The 15394-nt window shown below is 68.6% G+C and carries 12 protein-coding genes; 6 read left to right on the top strand and 6 right to left on the bottom strand.

Annotation, left to right across the window (positions count from 1 at the left end):
- Positions 1 to 26: 26 nt before the first annotated feature.
- The 4 genes from ON04_RS15045 to thiM are packed head-to-tail and all read right to left on the bottom strand — an operon-like array spanning position 27 to position 5523.
- Positions 27 to 3512 carry an ATP-binding protein gene (locus ON04_RS15045; protein WP_010542469.1) on the bottom strand — a complete coding sequence of 1162 codons (3486 nt, stop codon included), beginning with the start codon at positions 3510 to 3512 and terminating at the stop codon, positions 27 to 29.
- 31 nt (positions 3513 to 3543) lie between these two features.
- On the bottom strand, positions 3544 to 3918 hold the full coding sequence (locus ON04_RS15040) for a VOC family protein (RefSeq protein ID WP_010542468.1): 375 nt from the start codon (positions 3916 to 3918) through the stop codon (positions 3544 to 3546).
- A 10-nt stretch (positions 3919 to 3928) separates the two neighbouring features.
- Entirely contained in the window at positions 3929 to 4666 is a 738-nt protein-coding gene (gene thiE, locus ON04_RS15035; protein WP_010542467.1) for a thiamine phosphate synthase, read from the bottom strand.
- Positions 4663 to 5523 carry a hydroxyethylthiazole kinase gene (gene thiM, locus ON04_RS15030; RefSeq protein ID WP_010542466.1) on the bottom strand — a complete coding sequence of 287 codons (861 nt, stop codon included), beginning with the start codon at positions 5521 to 5523 and terminating at the stop codon, positions 4663 to 4665. Before thiM ends, thiE begins: the two co-directional genes overlap by 4 nt.
- Positions 5524 to 5593: 70 nt before the next feature.
- Here thiM and ON04_RS15025 point away from each other — a divergent pair, with 70 nt between their 5' ends.
- From ON04_RS15025 to ON04_RS15015, 3 genes are all read left to right on the top strand, one after another.
- Positions 5594 to 6595 (top strand): LLM class flavin-dependent oxidoreductase, encoded by a 1002-nt coding sequence (locus tag ON04_RS15025; RefSeq protein ID WP_010542465.1) that lies wholly within the window; start codon positions 5594 to 5596, stop codon positions 6593 to 6595.
- Between the two features lie 93 nt (positions 6596 to 6688).
- Positions 6689 to 7894, top strand: a complete 1206-nt coding sequence (locus ON04_RS15020) for a fatty acid desaturase family protein (protein ID WP_010542464.1) — start codon at positions 6689 to 6691, stop codon at positions 7892 to 7894.
- A 122-nt stretch (positions 7895 to 8016) separates the two neighbouring features.
- Positions 8017 to 8841, top strand: coding sequence for a thioesterase family protein (locus ON04_RS15015; RefSeq protein WP_010542463.1), 825 nt, complete (start codon positions 8017 to 8019; stop codon positions 8839 to 8841).
- 412 nt (positions 8842 to 9253) lie between these two features.
- Here the strand turns inward: ON04_RS15015 and ON04_RS15010 are convergent, their stop codons facing one another.
- Positions 9254 to 10984 carry a DEAD/DEAH box helicase gene (locus tag ON04_RS15010; protein ID WP_010542462.1) on the bottom strand — a complete coding sequence of 577 codons (1731 nt, stop codon included), beginning with the start codon at positions 10982 to 10984 and terminating at the stop codon, positions 9254 to 9256.
- A gap of 226 nt (positions 10985 to 11210) precedes the next feature.
- On the opposite strand from ON04_RS15010, the gene ON04_RS15005 reads away from it, so the two are divergent.
- Complete coding sequence (locus ON04_RS15005) at positions 11211 to 12779, top strand: adenylate/guanylate cyclase domain-containing protein (RefSeq protein ID WP_010542461.1); 1569 nt, start codon at positions 11211 to 11213, stop codon at positions 12777 to 12779.
- A gap of 28 nt (positions 12780 to 12807) precedes the next feature.
- On the opposite strand, the gene ON04_RS15000 is transcribed toward ON04_RS15005, so the two are convergent.
- The gene (locus ON04_RS15000; protein ID WP_029458601.1) at positions 12808 to 13536 is read right to left on the bottom strand and encodes an LmeA family phospholipid-binding protein; all 729 of its coding nucleotides are present in this window, start codon (positions 13534 to 13536) and stop codon (positions 12808 to 12810) included.
- 94 nt (positions 13537 to 13630) lie between these two features.
- Here ON04_RS15000 and ON04_RS14995 point away from each other — a divergent pair, with 94 nt between their 5' ends.
- Positions 13631 to 14191 carry a type 1 glutamine amidotransferase domain-containing protein gene (locus tag ON04_RS14995; protein ID WP_010542459.1) on the top strand — a complete coding sequence of 187 codons (561 nt, stop codon included), beginning with the start codon at positions 13631 to 13633 and terminating at the stop codon, positions 14189 to 14191.
- A 27-nt stretch (positions 14192 to 14218) separates the two neighbouring features.
- The gene (locus ON04_RS14990) at positions 14219 to 15202 is read left to right on the top strand and encodes a hypothetical protein (RefSeq protein ID WP_029458599.1); all 984 of its coding nucleotides are present in this window, start codon (positions 14219 to 14221) and stop codon (positions 15200 to 15202) included.
- Positions 15203 to 15394 lie beyond the last annotated feature (192 nt).

Raw genomic sequence — 15394 nt, 5'->3', positions numbered from 1 at the left:
GGCAACGACGCTCGAGCGGGCGCATGTCAGAGCGCAGCGATGAGGCGGGACGCCTGATCAGCCCAGACGCGCGCGTCGATCCTGCGGCACATCAATTCGGCGGAGCGGAGATGCTGGCGCGCCAGAGTGGAATTCCCGGTCACTCGTGCCAGCGCTCCGAGTCGGAGGTCTACCGGCCCAGAGTCGATGGTGCCGTTGGTTGCCATCATCCCGCTGTACGGCGCGAGGGCCCTGTAGAGGCTCTCGGCGATGTCCGGCCGTTTGAGCGTCTCGCACACCATGGCCAGGTACGACATGCCATTAAGCCACACGATGTCCCGCGGCAGGGCGGCGAACGAGTCCACTGCCAGCTCCTCGAGTACGGCTTCCGCGTCACGGCGGCCGCCCGTGTTTGCGAGCACCACAGCCATCGCGGCCCGCCATGCCGGTATCGCCTCAGCGGCCGCGGCCACCTGATCGGTGACGTCGTCCAACATCTCCGGGAGCCGGCCCTGGAGCAGACGGATTGTGAACAGCTGGCCGGTGAACCAGGTGAGGGCGTCTCCCTGATCGCTTTGCAGACCGAGCTCCAGGTTCTCGCGCATCAGCACCTCGGCCCGGTCGACCTGCCCACGCATTGCCGTTCGCGACGCCAGCCACCCCGCCACCAGCCACCGGTGCGCCGGTCGTTCGAGAACCTCGGCGAGCTGGGCGGCCTGCTGGAGGTAGCGGTCGGCCACGTGGAACCCGCCGAAGCGCATGCTGGCCTGCGCGAGGCAGATCGAGGCCGAGAGACGCGTCGCCTTGTCGCCGCTGATGCGGGACAGGTCCATGAGGCGTTCGGCCAGGCGCAGACACTCCGCGGGCTGTTCGAACAGGGCGTAGAGCACGGTGTACCGACGATCGAGAGACAGGGCGAGGATGGAATGATCTCCTAGTTCCTCGGCCAGCCGGAGCGACTCTGCGCTGGCCGCCAGGACCTCCGCGCGGACGCCAGGGTCGCGGGTGTTCTCCGTGGCCCAGGCCGCCAGCAGCGGTGCCCGGGCAGGCGAGTCCGTGGGGCCGCACATCGCGAGCGCGGTCTCGATGCCGGCTACCCGCTCGTGGTCGATCGTGGCCGCGTCGGAGAACCAGCCCCGACTGTTGGCGAGGACCGCCGCGATGACCCGGTCCCGGTCCGCCAGCCGGTGGGCGAGCTCGGCAGCGTCGAGAAGCGTCTGGCGGTGATCGGACCGCCCTGTCCGGGACTGCGCCGTGCCCAGGTTGATGAGCAGGTCGCAGCACAACTCGGGATCCTCGATCGGCAGTTGCAGCGCATCCTGCAACAGATGGAGCGCATTGGTCGACGCGCCCCGCTCCAGCGCGTCCCGGCCGGCCGCCAGTAGGTGACGGGCGGCTCTGGTCTGCCCGTCCGGCAGGTCGGATCTGCGCAGGTGGTGCGCCAGCACGTGGTGCTGCATGGGGGCGTCCTGCACGCGGGTGTTCTCGAGCGTGTCCGCGATCAGACCGTGCAGCGCGGAACGTTCGGCGAAAGGTAGGGACTCGTATAGCGTCGTTCGGACGATCTGGTGGCTGAAGGTGAACCGGCCGACGCCGCCGATCGGCTCGATCAGTTGCGCGTGGACCGCGTCGGCGGTCGTCACGGCGATCTCCGCCTCGATGTTCGCCGTATCGTCGTCGCTCCACCCTCCCGGCCCGCCACCGGCGCGATGAGCGAGTACCGTCAAGATCGCCACGTCGAACTCCGCACCCACCACGGACGCCCACCTCAGGAACGTGCGTGTGCGGCGCGGCAGGGCGTCCACCCGGCTCCCGATCACGTGCCGCAGTCCCGGCGTGACCGTCGCAGTCCCCGGCGGCGACGAGGACGACGGCGACGGCGACGTGCGCCACTGTCGGGCCAATTCCACGATGAACAGCGGGTTTCCACCCGAGGCCGCCCGGACCTGCTCGATGACCGATCCGGGCGGCGGATCGCGATCAACGGATTCGCGGGCGAGCAGAGTCGCGGTCTCGTCTCGGTTTAGCCGCCGCAGCGGTAGGTGACTGACTGTCTCTGACTGCCGGAGCAACTCGGGGAACAGGGTGTGAGCAATCGAATCTGCGATCGGTGCGCTGCTGACCTGGCGGTCCCGCAGAGCAACCACGAGCAGAGCGCGGATCGGTCGCGGACTGTGGAGGATGTGACGGAGCAGGTGGAGGGTCTCGGCGTCGGCCCAGTGCAGGTCGTCCACCACGAGCAGTACCGGCGCGGGCCCGGAGATCACCGACAGCCATGCCGCGACCGACTCGTAGGCGCCGTGGCCGCGGTCCTCGGCCGGCGGGGAGGTGGCGTGGCGGGTGACTGGAGAAAAGACGCTCACCAGTTCCGGCGCCACGCGCGCCAGGCCGGGCAGGTGCCGAACCAGTCGCGGGTTGAGCGCAGCCGCGTCGGTCTGGGACACGTCCTCGGCGAAGTGTGCGGCCAGGATCTGGGCGAAGGGTTGGAAGGGTGATCCGATGGCCGGATCGCAGCGCCCGGTGAGGACCGTCCCGCCCGCGGCTGAGGCCCTTGCGGCGAACTCGCTGGCCAGCCGACTCTTGCCCACGCCGGCCTCCCCACTGATCGTCACCAGGTGGAGTCCGTGGTGGGCGTCGCGCCAGGCTTCGGCGAGGATCGCGAACTCATCGCGACGGCCGACCAGCCCGGACACGGCGAGGTCGGCGGGCTCCCGCGCCACGGGATGCGGCTCGGCGGGGGAAACGGCGGTGCTGTCGAGATCCGTGCTGTTCAGGTCGGCGGCATCGAGCCGCCGGAGTTCCGCGTGCACGTCGCTGAGCATCCGCGATGGCTCCACCCCGAGCTCCTCGATGAACACCTCGCGGGCTCTCCGGTGCGCATCCAGCGCGTCACCATGACGCCCACACCGGTGGAGCGCGAGGATGAACTGCCTCCACCGATGTTCCTGGAGCGGGTCGCGGTCGAGCGTGGACCGCAGTTCGTCCACCACCTCCTCTGCCCGACCGGCATCCAGGCAGACCGCGACCCAGTCGTCGATCGCCCGCTCGCGCCCCTCGTTCAGGCGCAGCGAGGCGGCACGCAGGGCGTTGTCGCGGCTCAGTTCCCCCAGTGCAGGTCCCCGCCAGAGCCGGAAAGCCTGCTCGAATCCACGTACCGCCGCCGAAGCCTCACCAGCCTCGGCTCTGGCGCGCGCCTGTTCGCAGAGGGTGATGAACTCCTGCACGTCAGTGCGGACCTGGTTGCTCGCGAGTCGGTAGGCGGAGCCGTTGACCAGCTCGATCTCCACCGACAGCGCACTGCGGAGCCGCGAGACGTGCACCTGTAGGGCGCTCACGGCATCGGCCGGAGGGGACTGCTCCCACAGGTCGTCGATGAGCGTGTCCACCGTGACCGGCTTGCCTCCGGCCAGGGCCAGTCGGCTCAGCAGTACCTGCTGCTTGTGGCCGCGGACAGGAAGCGGATCCCCGTCGAGGGTGGCCTGTACGGCGCCCAGGAGCTCCAGGCGCGGTCTGGGCTGGTGGACAGTGGGCATAGGTTCCGTCAGCTTCTCCGGGGCCGGGGGCCTAGTCCGCCGGCGGATCGGGCAGCGGCACGGCCTCCCACATGGCCATCTCGTTGCCGCCGGGTTCGCGGAAGTGGAAGCGCCGGCCACCGGGGAAGTCGAACGGGCCGAACGTCGTGACGCCGCCCGCGGCCTCGACCTGCTTCCGGGCCTCGTCGAGTTGGCGGACCCGGATCGTCATCAGCGGCGCAGGCGACTGCTCGTCAGCATCTCCCTGTACTCCCACGTCGATGCCACCGCCGGAGAGGTTGGTGAAGGAGTGCCCGTACACGGTGGGCTCCCACCCGCACACCGTCGAAAGGAATTCCGACGTCGCGGACATGGACGTGCTGGGGAACTCGATCATCGTGATCTCGAGCGGAATTCTTCTCTGCATACAGTTGAAACTACGGGTCTTCTCGCTGGTATGAAGCCGAATCGAGCGGCTGCGACCGGGCGGCCTCCCAGCGCGAGAGCAGGTCCGTGGCCACCGACCGCGGGTCCGGAGACGCCATGATCGCTGAAACCACGCAGACGCCGTCCAGTTCGGTCGTCGCGAGCCGGGCGACGGTGCCCGGACCGATCCCTCCGATGCCCACCGCACGAACGCGGCCCAAATGCGCGGCGCGCGCGATCCTGTCGGCGCCCTCCGGACCGAGTGCGGGCGCCGTGTCGGTCTTGGTTGCCGTGGACCACACCGGGCTCACCCCGATCACGTCGGGAGCCATGGTCGGATCCGCTAAAGCCACCGCCACCTGCTCGTCCGATTCGATCGACAGCCCGAGCATCAGATGATCCGGCAGTGCCGCGCGGGCGTGCGCCAGTGGTACGTCCCGCTGCCCGACATGCAGATGCAGGCCGAGTTCGCGCGCGACGTCCAACCGATCGTTGACGAACACCGGGACGTCACGGCCGGTCGTGGCACCGGCCCTCTCGACCGCCTCGCGGATGGCCAGGGCGTGGGCCGCGAACTTGTCGTCGTCGCACTCTTTGTCCCTCACCTGGACCACGCCCACACCGCCCAGTACCGCCTGGTGGACGACCTCCGGCACCGCGCCTCGCCCGCCGCCGAGATAGGGATCAGTGACCAGGTACAGGCGCCAGTCCACGCCCGCGGCGCGCGCTGTACGGGCGGAGTGGCTCACTCGGTGTCGGCCACGGTGAGGTGGGCGAGCTGTGCGATCTGCGCCGGCTCCAACGAGTACAGGGCATCCAGCCACGCCATGGCGAAGGACCCCGGCCCCATCGCTACGCGGCCGGCCGCCTCGCCCGCCGCCCCCACGTGCGCGTGCGCGGCTACCACCGCGTCATGGTCGGGCAGACCCACCGAACGCGCCACCGCGATATACGCCGCCGTCAACGCTCCGAGCGCGCACCCCGTGCCGATGACCTTCTGCAGCAGCGGGTGCCCGGAATCGATCCAGGTCGCACGCGTCACCGACGCGGACTGCGTGATGATCAAATCCCGCCTGCCCGAGATCGCCACCGTCCCGCCGGTGCGACCGGACAGCTCCATGGCGGGGATCAGCGCCTGCGGAACGGTCGCCGTGGAGTCGACCCCGCGCCCGCCTTCGCCGGCACCGGCCAGTGCCACGATCTCCGAGGCGTTGGCCCGGATCGCCGCGGGACCCTGATCAAGCCACTGCGTTGCCAGGCCGGTGCGCAGAGTCAGACCCCCCACCGCCACCGGATCCAACACCCACGGTGTTCCGTGCTCGCGCGCCGAGGCGATGGCACCCTGCATGCCCTCGACCTGCTCAGACGTCGGATTGCCCACATTGATCAGCACGCCCGAGGCGATCACGGCGAAGTCGGAGGCCTCCTCCGGGTGATCCACCATCGCGGGCGCAGCACCGGCTGCGAGGAGAACATCGGCCGTCACCTGCCGCACCACCGAATTGGTCAGACAGTGCACAAGCGGGGAGGACTCGCGCAACGCGGAAACCAGGCGGGCGATATCGATGGGACCTGCGGGGAGACCGGAAAACGTGGAATCGGACATACCCCCAGTGTGCCGCCCCCGGGCCCCCGAGCGTTGGAATAGGGCCCGCGACACCGGGGTTGGACCTGGTATGGCAACTTCCCCTCTCCCGCTGTCCGTCATCGACTTCGCCACCGTCCGCCCCGGGCAGAGCGTGGGGGAGGGGTTGCAGGAATCAGTCGCACTGGCGCAGAAGGCGGAAGCGCTGGGTTACGAGCGGGTCTGGTACTCCGAGCACCACAACATGCCCGCCATCGCCTCGTCCGCGCCGGCCGTGCTCATGGCGCACATCGCGTCGCAGACCTCGACCATTCGACTCGGCTCCGGCGGCGTGATGCTGCCCAACCACTCGCCCATCGTGATCGCCGAACAGTTCGGCACCCTCGCCGAGCTTCACCCCGGCCGCATCGACCTGGGCCTGGGCCGCGCCCCCGGCACCGACCCGCAGACCCTGCGCGCCCTGCGCCGCGAGCCGTCCGCCGCCGAGAAATTCCCCGACGACGTGCGCGAGCTGCAGGCATTCCTCGGCGACTCGCCCACCGACACGGCCCGCACCCGCGGGATCGTGGCCGTGCCCGGTCGCGGGACCAAGGTGCCGCTGTACATCCTCGGATCGTCGCTGTTCGGTGCGCAGCTCGCCGCCGCCTACGGCCTTCCCTACGCTTTTGCCTCACACTTCGCGCCCGATGCGCTCGAGCAGGCCTCCGCCGTGTACCGCGAACGTTTCACGCCCAGCGAGCAACTATCCGAGCCGTACATGATCGCCGCGGTGAACGTAGTGGCCGACGACGACGTGGCGAGCGCGGAAAGTGATCTGCAGTGGTACCGACGTCAGCGCATCAAGCTCATGGCCGGACGCGGTCGGGACTTCTCCGACACCGAACTCGACGCGATCATGGACTCGGCGGGCGGTCGCCAGATTCTGCACATGATCTCCAACACGGCCGTCGGCGACGGGCCCGCGGTCCGCGGGTACCTCACCGCTTTCGCCCAGCGGGCCGGTGCGGATGAGCTGATGATCGCGCCCATCGGCTCCACCCAGGAGCGGATCCACGGAACACTCGATGTGCTGCGGCGCGCGTGGAGCAACTAATGCGGGTCGAATCTCGTGAGTGTGGTCACCAAAACACGGTCCCAGGTGCGCTAGGCATGGCCGTGACCACTCTGACAAGCCTAGGCTGAACATATGGCTATCTCCGATGTCGGCGAATACGCCCACCTCACCCCCGACCAGATCGACGAGCTCGGTCGGGAACTCGACGCGATCCGGGCAGATATCGTCGACTCCCGGGGTGAGCGCGACTACCGCTACATCCACAACATCATCAAGCTGCAGCGTGGACTCGAGTTCGGCGCCCGCGCGCTGCTGTACTTCGGCGCGCGCAACCGCACGGTGTGGACGGTCGGCGCCGGAACCCTGGCCGTGGCCAAGATTCTCGAGAATATGGAGATCGGCCACAACGTCCTGCACGGGCAGTGGGACTGGATGAACGATCCCGAAATTCACTCCACGACCTGGGAGTGGGACCTGGTCGGCAGCTCTGCGGACTGGAAGTACACCCACAACTACCTGCACCACAAGTACACCAACATCGTCGGGATGGACGACGACGTCGGGTTCGGAGTCCTGCGCGTGACCCGCGACGTGCCGTGGGAGCCTAAATACGCCGCGAACGTCCTCGTCAACACGGTGCTCATGCTCGGCTTCGAATGGGGGATCGGTCTGCAGGGCGTCCGCTTCCAGGACGCGTTCCCCGGTTCAGGTGCGTCCCCCGCCGACAAGCGAACCGCGCAGGCGTTCCTCCGGAAGGCGGGCAAGCAGGTCTTGAAAGACTATGTGCTCTTCCCGGTGCTCGCGGGCCCGAGCGGACGCCAGGCGCTCACGGCCACCTTCACTGCCAACATCATCCGGAACATCTGGACCAACGCCGTGATCTTCTGCGGGCACTTTCCGGACGGTGCTGAGAAGTTCACTACTACAGATGTGGAAACCGAGACGCAGGCCGAGTGGTACCTCCGGCAGATGCTCGGTAGCGCCAATATCGACGGCGGCCCCATCGTGAACCTCATGTCCGGCAACCTGTCGTTCCAGATCGAGCACCACATGTTCCCCGACCTGCCGTCCAATCGGTACTCGGAGATCTCCCTGAAGGTTCGCGAGATCTGCACCCGCTACGACCTCCCGTATGTCTCCGGCCCGTTGTGGAAGCAATACTTTCAGTCATGGCGCACCATCGCCCGGCTCTCGCTGCCGGACCGCTGGCTGCGCCGCACCGCCGACGACGCCCCCGAGACCCGCAGCGAGAAGATGTTCGCCCGAGGACCCCGAGTCGGCGGACTGGCCACCGCGCTGGCAAAGGCTCGCAAGAGGCGCACCCCGCAGGTTCTCTGAGCTGGCCACTCCCCCGATACTGCAGCGTCAGCAGCCCTGGGGTGCGCCGGTGCCGCTGACCACGCAGTGCCAGTCGTGAGCCGGGGCCTTCGACGCGCAGGCTCTATGCCAGACTCGTCGGCATGTCGCTGGCAAGCATGTTGGAAGCCGCCGAGAAGGGCGGGACCGTCGAGGTAGATCAGGGCTGGACCCAGGGCAGAGCCATCTACGGTGGTCTCACCGGGGCACTGTTGCTGGCAGCCATGAAGGGCCGCATCCGCGCGATCGCGGCGGACACCGGAAGGCCGAACACGGTGCCTCCGCTGCGGGCGCTCACCGTCTCGTTCGTCGGACCCGCAGCCACCGGCCCGGTCCAGATCGACGCCGAGATCCTGCGCATCGGATCCAACGTCACGCAGTGCCAGGCCACGATGCGGCAGGGGGGCGAATACGTTGCCACCGCGCTCGCTGCCTTCGGTAAACACCGTGAGTCAGCGCTGTCGGTCGCGCCCTCGCAGGCCATGCCAGACCTGGGTGATCCCGACGAGATCGAGCCGTTCCCCTACATCGAGAAGCTGACGCCCGAGTTCTACCAGTTTGCCGAACTGCGGCAGGTCGGCGGACAGCTGCCGTTCAGTGGCGCCGAGAGTGGCGACCTGTCGGGCTGGGCGTCGTTGCGTGAGTCCCCTGAGCGGTTCCAGGAAGAGCACCTGGCCGTGTTGGCTGACGCGTGGCCCCCGGCTCCCATCCAGATGCTTGACGGATTCGCTCCGGGCAGCAGCCTCACCTGGACGCTCGAGGTGATCGCGGAGGTCAACCCTGAAACGACCCCGGGCAACACAAAGCTCGCCTACTCGGCTGTCACCGACTCGGCCCGCGACGGCTACGCGCACACGCACGCGTTGCTCTGGCGTCCGGACGGCGAGCTCGTGGCGATCAGCCGGCAAAGCATCACAGTCTTCGGCTGAGAGCGGCCGGGCGGCAGGGCGTCGCTCAACCGGCTGACGGGGCCTGTCAGGCTGTCGCGCTCGGCGTCGCTTGCCCGGCGTGGCCGCTGATTCTGTGGTGGCGGGCCCTGTTCTTCCCGCGACACCCATCCGATTGCAATACACCCATGGGATCCCGTAGGTCCCTCGCAATCCGATAGGTGTCGCGGGTGCATGGCTCACGTGGACGGGCGTCGCGGATTCGGTGGCTCGCGCAGTCGCTGGTCTGGCTCCCAACCGTGCAACTCGCCCCGGCCCGCCACGAAAACTGCCCCTCAGATGTCGAGATTCACCTGTTTCAAAAGTGCATTCCGACATCCGAGGGGCAGTGAGCGCTCACAGAGTTAGTTCACGCTGTTCTGAGCGGTAGATACGTGCGGTCGAACTGCGCGACTCAACCCGCCGCGCGAGCCGAACGACGACGCTGGCCGCCCTGTCCCTGGGCTGCGCTGTTGCCGACCGACTGGTGCGCACCGGAGCGCTGACCACCGGAGCGCTGACCGCCCGAGGTCTGATTTCCGGAACCCTGGCGGCCTGCGCCCTGACGCGAACCGCCCTGGGCGCTGCCGCCCTGAGTGCCGCCGCTCTGGGCGCTACCGCCCTGGGCGCTGCCGCTCTGGGGGCGACGCGGGCCACGACGAGCACCGCCCGATCCTGTGCCCTGCTGGTCACGGCCACCGCGCTCGGCGCCGCCTCGTGCTGCGCCATTGCGGTCGGAGCCGTCTCGGCCCTGTCGTCCGTCGGTAGCGCCACGTCCTGTGCCTCGCTCGGAGCCCTGACCGGCACCCCGGCGGGAGCCCTCGTCGCGCCCGCCCTGGTCGCGTCCGCCGGAGCGAGTGCCACGCTGCTGGTTCTGGCCCTGACGGCTCTGGCCACGGTTGCGACGGGCCTGACCACGGATCGACTCGCCCACGGCGGGATCGTCTGTAGGCATGTGCTCGGGTGGCTCGGGTGCGTCGGCGAGTGCGGCTGCGGCGTCACCGCCCACGGGCAGATTGATCTCACCGGCCGTCACGCCGGCGGCACGAAGCAGCGAACGGACTTCGCCGACCTGGTCCTGGGTCGCCACGGTCACAACGGTGCCCACGGCTCCGGCGCGGGCGGTGCGGCCCGAGCGGTGCACGTAGGCCTTGTGCTCGGCCGGCGGATCGGCGTGGATGACCAACCCAATGTCGTCCACGTGAATGCCGCGGGCGGCGATGTCAGTGGCCACCATGACGCTCGCGTTGCCGGAGGAGAACGCGTCGAGGTTACGCACGCGGGCGTTCTGCGACAGATTGCCGTGCAGGTCGACGCTGGAGACCCCGCGGCCGGTGAGCTGCTTGGCGAGTCGCTTTGCACCGTGCTTGGTGCGGGTGAACATGACGGTCCGCTCGTGGGCGCCGGCCAGGTCGGCGAGCGCGCGGACGCGGTCGTCGGAGTGGACGCGCACCACGTGGTGGGCGGTGGCACCGGGAGTGGCGGAGCCGTCGTCGACGGAATGCTCGACCGGGTTCACGAGGAAGCGGTCGACGATCTTGCCGACACCCTGGTCGAGGGTCGCCGAGAACAGCAGCCGCTGCGTGTTCTTGGGTGTCGCCGACAGGATGCGGGTGACACCGGGTAGAAAGCCCAGGTCTGCCATGTGATCGGCCTCGTCGAGGACGCTGATCTCGATGGAGTCGAGTCGGCAGTGCTTCTGACCCATGAGGTCCTCGAGGCGGCCGGGGCAGGCCACCACGATGTCGACGCCCTTGTTCAGCGCCTCGACCTGGCGGCCCTGGGAGACACCGCCAAAGATGACAGTGGTGCGCATGCCCTCGGCCGCTGCGAGCGGGGCCAGGGTCTCGTTGATCTGACGGGCCAGCTCGCGGGTCGGGGCGAGGATGAGCCCTCGCGGGGCACCCTTCGCGCGTCGACCACCGCTGGCGGTCAGTCGGGCCACCAGCGGGATGCAGAACGCGTAGGTCTTCCCCGAGCCGGTGCGGCCGCGACCCAGCACGTCGCGCCCGGACATTGCGTCAGGCAGCGCGGCGGACTGGATGGGTGTGGGTGTGACGATGCCAGCGTCTTTGAGGACGGCGAGCAGTGAAGAGGAAACGCCGAGATCGGCGAAAGAACGTGACAAGGAGATGGCTCCGTACATAGATGGGGGCGTCTTGCCCGGCGCGCTCGCGGGGTGTCGCATCGCAGTTTTGAGGCAATGCGCCCGGTGCGCGACCACGGGGAGGTCGACAACCGCTCGGCCCGAGGCAAGCGTGGTGCGGGCCGACTGCCCTTACCCTACGCTGCGAGACAGTCGCCACCGCATTTTCCGTCCCAGGTGTGACGAGGGCATCACCTTTGAGCACAGTCGGTGACACGATAAGCGAGTGCGTTTCGACCTTGCTAGGCTCCGCCGGCCCGACCTCGGGTCGGTGCTGCTCGGTAGTGAGAAGCAGTCGACTCGGGTGCGGACACTGCGCGTGCGAATACTGCTTGTTCTCACGCTGATCGGCTCTAATGTCGTCGGCGTCGCGGTGTCCGGTGCTCTGATCCTGTTCGTCTTGCCGGGACCCCGACTCCTGTCGAGGGAGTTCTTGGTCCCCACCTGGGTCGTGGTGCCCGTCTACGTCTCATTGGCGACGATTCTGGGCGCTGTCTGGGTGTACCGCGTCTTTCGCCGCCGCGTGCGCTGGTTCCGCGACGGGCGAGAGCCCTCAGACTGTGAACGGGTACGAACACTGCGGTTGCCGGCCCGGATCACCGTGATCCAAGCGCTCCTGTGGCTGCTGGGCGCCGCTGTTGTCACACCCGCGTACGGGACGGTGGATGCTGAGGCCGTTCCGACTGTCGGGTTCACGGTCGTGTTCGCGGGCATGGTGGTCTGTGGTGCCGCCTTCCTGTTCGCCGACTTCAGTATGCGGCCGGTCGCCGCGCTCGCCCTCTCCGCAGGAAACGCTCCACGGGCGCGATTTCTCGGCGCCATGACGCGGCTCCAGGTGGCGTGGGCTGTGGGCAGCGGGGTGCCGATAGCGGGACTGATCATCGTGTCGATCTACGCGTTAGCGGGTCGAGCCATGACCGTTGAACGCCTCGCCGTCATCGCCCTGTCTCTGGGTGCCGCCTCGCTACTGGCGGGATTTCTCCTAGTCACGCTCGCCACGGGGTCCGTTCTCGGACCGGTGCGCAGTGTCCGGTGGGCGATGGAGGACGTCACGGCCGGCAGTCTGGCGCGGCGCGTGGTGGTCTACGACGGCACCGAGCTCGGCGAACTGCAGCGAGGGTTCAACACGATGGCCGCTGGTCTGCAGGAGCGGGAGCGGCTGCGGGATCTGTTCGGTCGTCACGTTGGCCGGGATGTCGCCGAGGCTGCTGAGCTGCATGAGCCGGAGCTCGGTGGTCGGGATTCGCGCGTGGGTGTGGTGTTTGTAGACCTCATCGGTTCGACGGAAATGGCGGTGCGTTCCGAGGCGTCGGAGGTCGTGGGCGTGCTGAACCGTTTCTTCGCAGTGGTGGTGGAGACCGTGGAGGAGTATGACGGCGTCGTAGACAGCTTCCTCGGGGATGCGGCCCTTGTGGTCTTCGGGGAACCCAGGTCGATGGTGGACCCGGCAACCGCATCCGTGGCGTGCGCACGAGTGTTGGGGGAGCGATTGCCCGTGCGGGTTCCCGACTGCCGCGCCGGCATCGGTGCCTCGTTCGGCGACGTGGTGGCGGGCTACGTGGGCTCCGACGACCGCTTCGAGTACACGGTGATCGGCGACGCTGTGAACGAGGCTGCGCGGCTATGCGAGTTGGCCAAGGGCCGCAGCAGTCTGGTCCTGGCCTCCGGGATAGCGGTGGGAGCGGCGAACGAAGCCGAGTGCGAGCGTTGGGAGTCAGTGGGGTCCGAGGTGGTGCGGGGACGCGACGAGCCCACCGAGCTGTGCGTACCGAAGCCAGTTGACCATCAGGTCTGACCGGGCTGCGCGGGGCCGAACTGCGCGCTTAACGCAGAATTACGTCGCGGCCCACGAGGTCCACGTCGAGTCCGTCATCGACCACGCGGGCGTCGGTGATCATCACCCCGTCGGGCAGTGATGCGACGGTGGAGTCGACGGTGGCGGTGATCCCGGAGAACAGCCCGTCCGGCAGGGGAAAGCCCAGTAGGGAGGTCTGTTGCGGCGTCAGCGTGAGCTGTCCGTTGGTGACACCCGGGGCCACCCCGATCTCGGCGATGCCACCTATATCTGCCCGCAGCAGGCCCGCCGGTGCATCCGGGCGGACAGAGCGGACCTCGGCCAGCCCGGCCACGGGTGAGTCGGTTGAGGGATTGCCCTCCGCGGCGGCCGCGGCGAGTTGCTCACTGGTGAGGGTGGCCACGCCCTCGGCGGCGTCGGCGCGGATCCCGCCGTCGATCAGTCGGACGCCGTGGCCGGTCACGTCGAGATGCGGCACGGTCGCGTTGCCAGGCGAGGTCAGATGCACGGTGCCCACGGCTCTCTCGGTGACGAGGTCCAGCAGGATGGGCTTGGCGCCGAAGCCCACGGAGACGGGCGCGCCCAGCTGGGCGGAGGCCTCGCGTTCGGCCCGGTCGGATAGGTACCAGCGCGCCCCGAACTCGGCGGCCACAATGAGGCCCACGAGCAGCAACAACAGTACGAAGAGCGAGCAGCCGCAGCCGCCGCGACGGTTGCCGCCGCGTCCGCGTCGGCCTGTCCGGTCTCGTCGAGTCATCCCCGTATGGTGCCGGATCAGCGCGGTGCGGTCCACCGCCCGCGTCCTGTGGCGTCCGGTTGCGGGAGGGCGCGGCCGGCGTCACCATCGGGGCATGACCGAGACACAGGATGCACAGACCGATAGCCGGACAGTCGCCTTTCTCGTAGCCGGCGAGGGGATCGAACGCGTCGAGCTCACCGAGCCATGGGACGCGGTGGTCGACGAGGGGCACACACCTATCCTCGTGAGCACCGACGACGGTGAGGTCGGCCTCGTCGACCATCTTTCCCCGGCGGGCACCCAGGCCGTCGACCGGACGAGCGCCGATGTCTCCGCCGCCGAGGTGGACGTGCTGGTACTGCCGGGCGGGGTGGCCAATCCGGACGCGCTGCGGCAGGACCAGCACGCGTTGACGCTGGTGCGGGAGATGGTCGAGGCGGGCAAGCCCGTGTTGGCCATCTGTCACGCGCCGTGGGTGCTCATCGAGGCTGATGTGGTCCGCGGCCGCAGGATCACCTCGTACCCCAGCCTGCGCACCGATCTGATCAATGCGGGAGCAGAGTGGGTGGACGAGGAGCTGGTCAGCGACGACGGAGTCTTTACGAGCCGCAGCCCTGCGGATCTCCCGGCTTTCTGTGAGGCTCTGCTCGGGGCCATCCGCGGGGCCGAGTAGCCCGGCGGCGCAGGCGCGGGTCGTCCGATGATCGGTGTCTACGTCCACCACCGTCGGCGGGGGCATCTACACAGGGTGCTCCCCGTGGTGGGCGCATTACGCGATCGCGGCGAAGAAGTGACGATGATCCTGACCGGCCCGATCAACGAGGCGATGTGCCCACCCGGAATCCGTGTGGAGCGGCTACCAGTGGGTGGCGAGGCATCAGCGAACGCGGGCGGTCAGGGTTCTGACCAGCTCTCCCTGGCCTCCCGGCGTGCGGCGGTGTCGTGGATGGACCGCCTGCGGCCGCGTGTGCTCTGGGTGGATTCGTCGCCGGCGATGTCGCTGGCGGGCCGGATGACAGGTACGCCGATTGTCAGCTCGCTGCCACCGGGGGCCCGGCACGATCGACCGCACGTGTTGCGGTGTCGATCGGCCGCCAAGCTCATCGGCGCGTGGCCGCCGGGCGCGCACCAGGACACGCTCTCGAGCGTAGAGAGAAGAGTGTACGAGATCGGGGGGATCTCCAGATTTGAGCGGCGGGATCGGGTTCGACGGCGCGATAGCGGCCCCCGGGTGGTCCATCTCAATCGCTTCGGCGCGCGTGGCGACCACCGTTTCTGGCGGGCCGTCCGTACAGCGGTCGAAGGTTCCGGGGTGGCCGACTGGGTAGAACTGGGCGGACCGGACGGAAGATGGCGCGACGACCCGTGGTCCGAGCTGTGCTCGGCGGATGTGGTGGTGACGGGGGCCGGGCAGGCCTCGGTGGCGGATGCCGCGTGTGCCGACGTTCCGTTGGTGGTCGTGCCGGCGAAACACGAATTCGGTGAATACCGCGCTACCGCAGATGCGCTTGCAGGTATTCCGGGGGCGTCAGTGATGCGGTACGGGGATGGCCCGTCGGCGGTGGCCAACGTAGTGCATGCGCAGGTTGAGCGGGCGCTCGAGGGGCAGGCTTCCGGGATCCGGCAGTGGTGGGGCGTGGACGGTGCTGCCGGCCGCGCCGCCGAGGTGATCCGGGCGACGTAGAAGATCGTGACGACGACGACGGCCGCTGAGCACCGTGATCGCGGTCCGAAGCCCGCGTGGGCAGAAGTGCAGGTGGTGGCGAGAGAATCGCTGAACTTGCTTCAGGTGAGTGGAGTGATGCGACCTCTCAACCCTCGAATTCCCGGTTTTCAGCAATGAGGTGATCGACGGATTAGCCTCGGGCAGGATACG

The sequence above is a fragment of the Dietzia alimentaria 72 genome (genome assembly GCF_000226215.1).
GTDB classification, from domain to species: domain Bacteria; phylum Actinomycetota; class Actinomycetes; order Mycobacteriales; family Mycobacteriaceae; genus Dietzia; species Dietzia alimentaria.
This window is presented reverse-complemented; position numbering and strand designations above follow the sequence as displayed.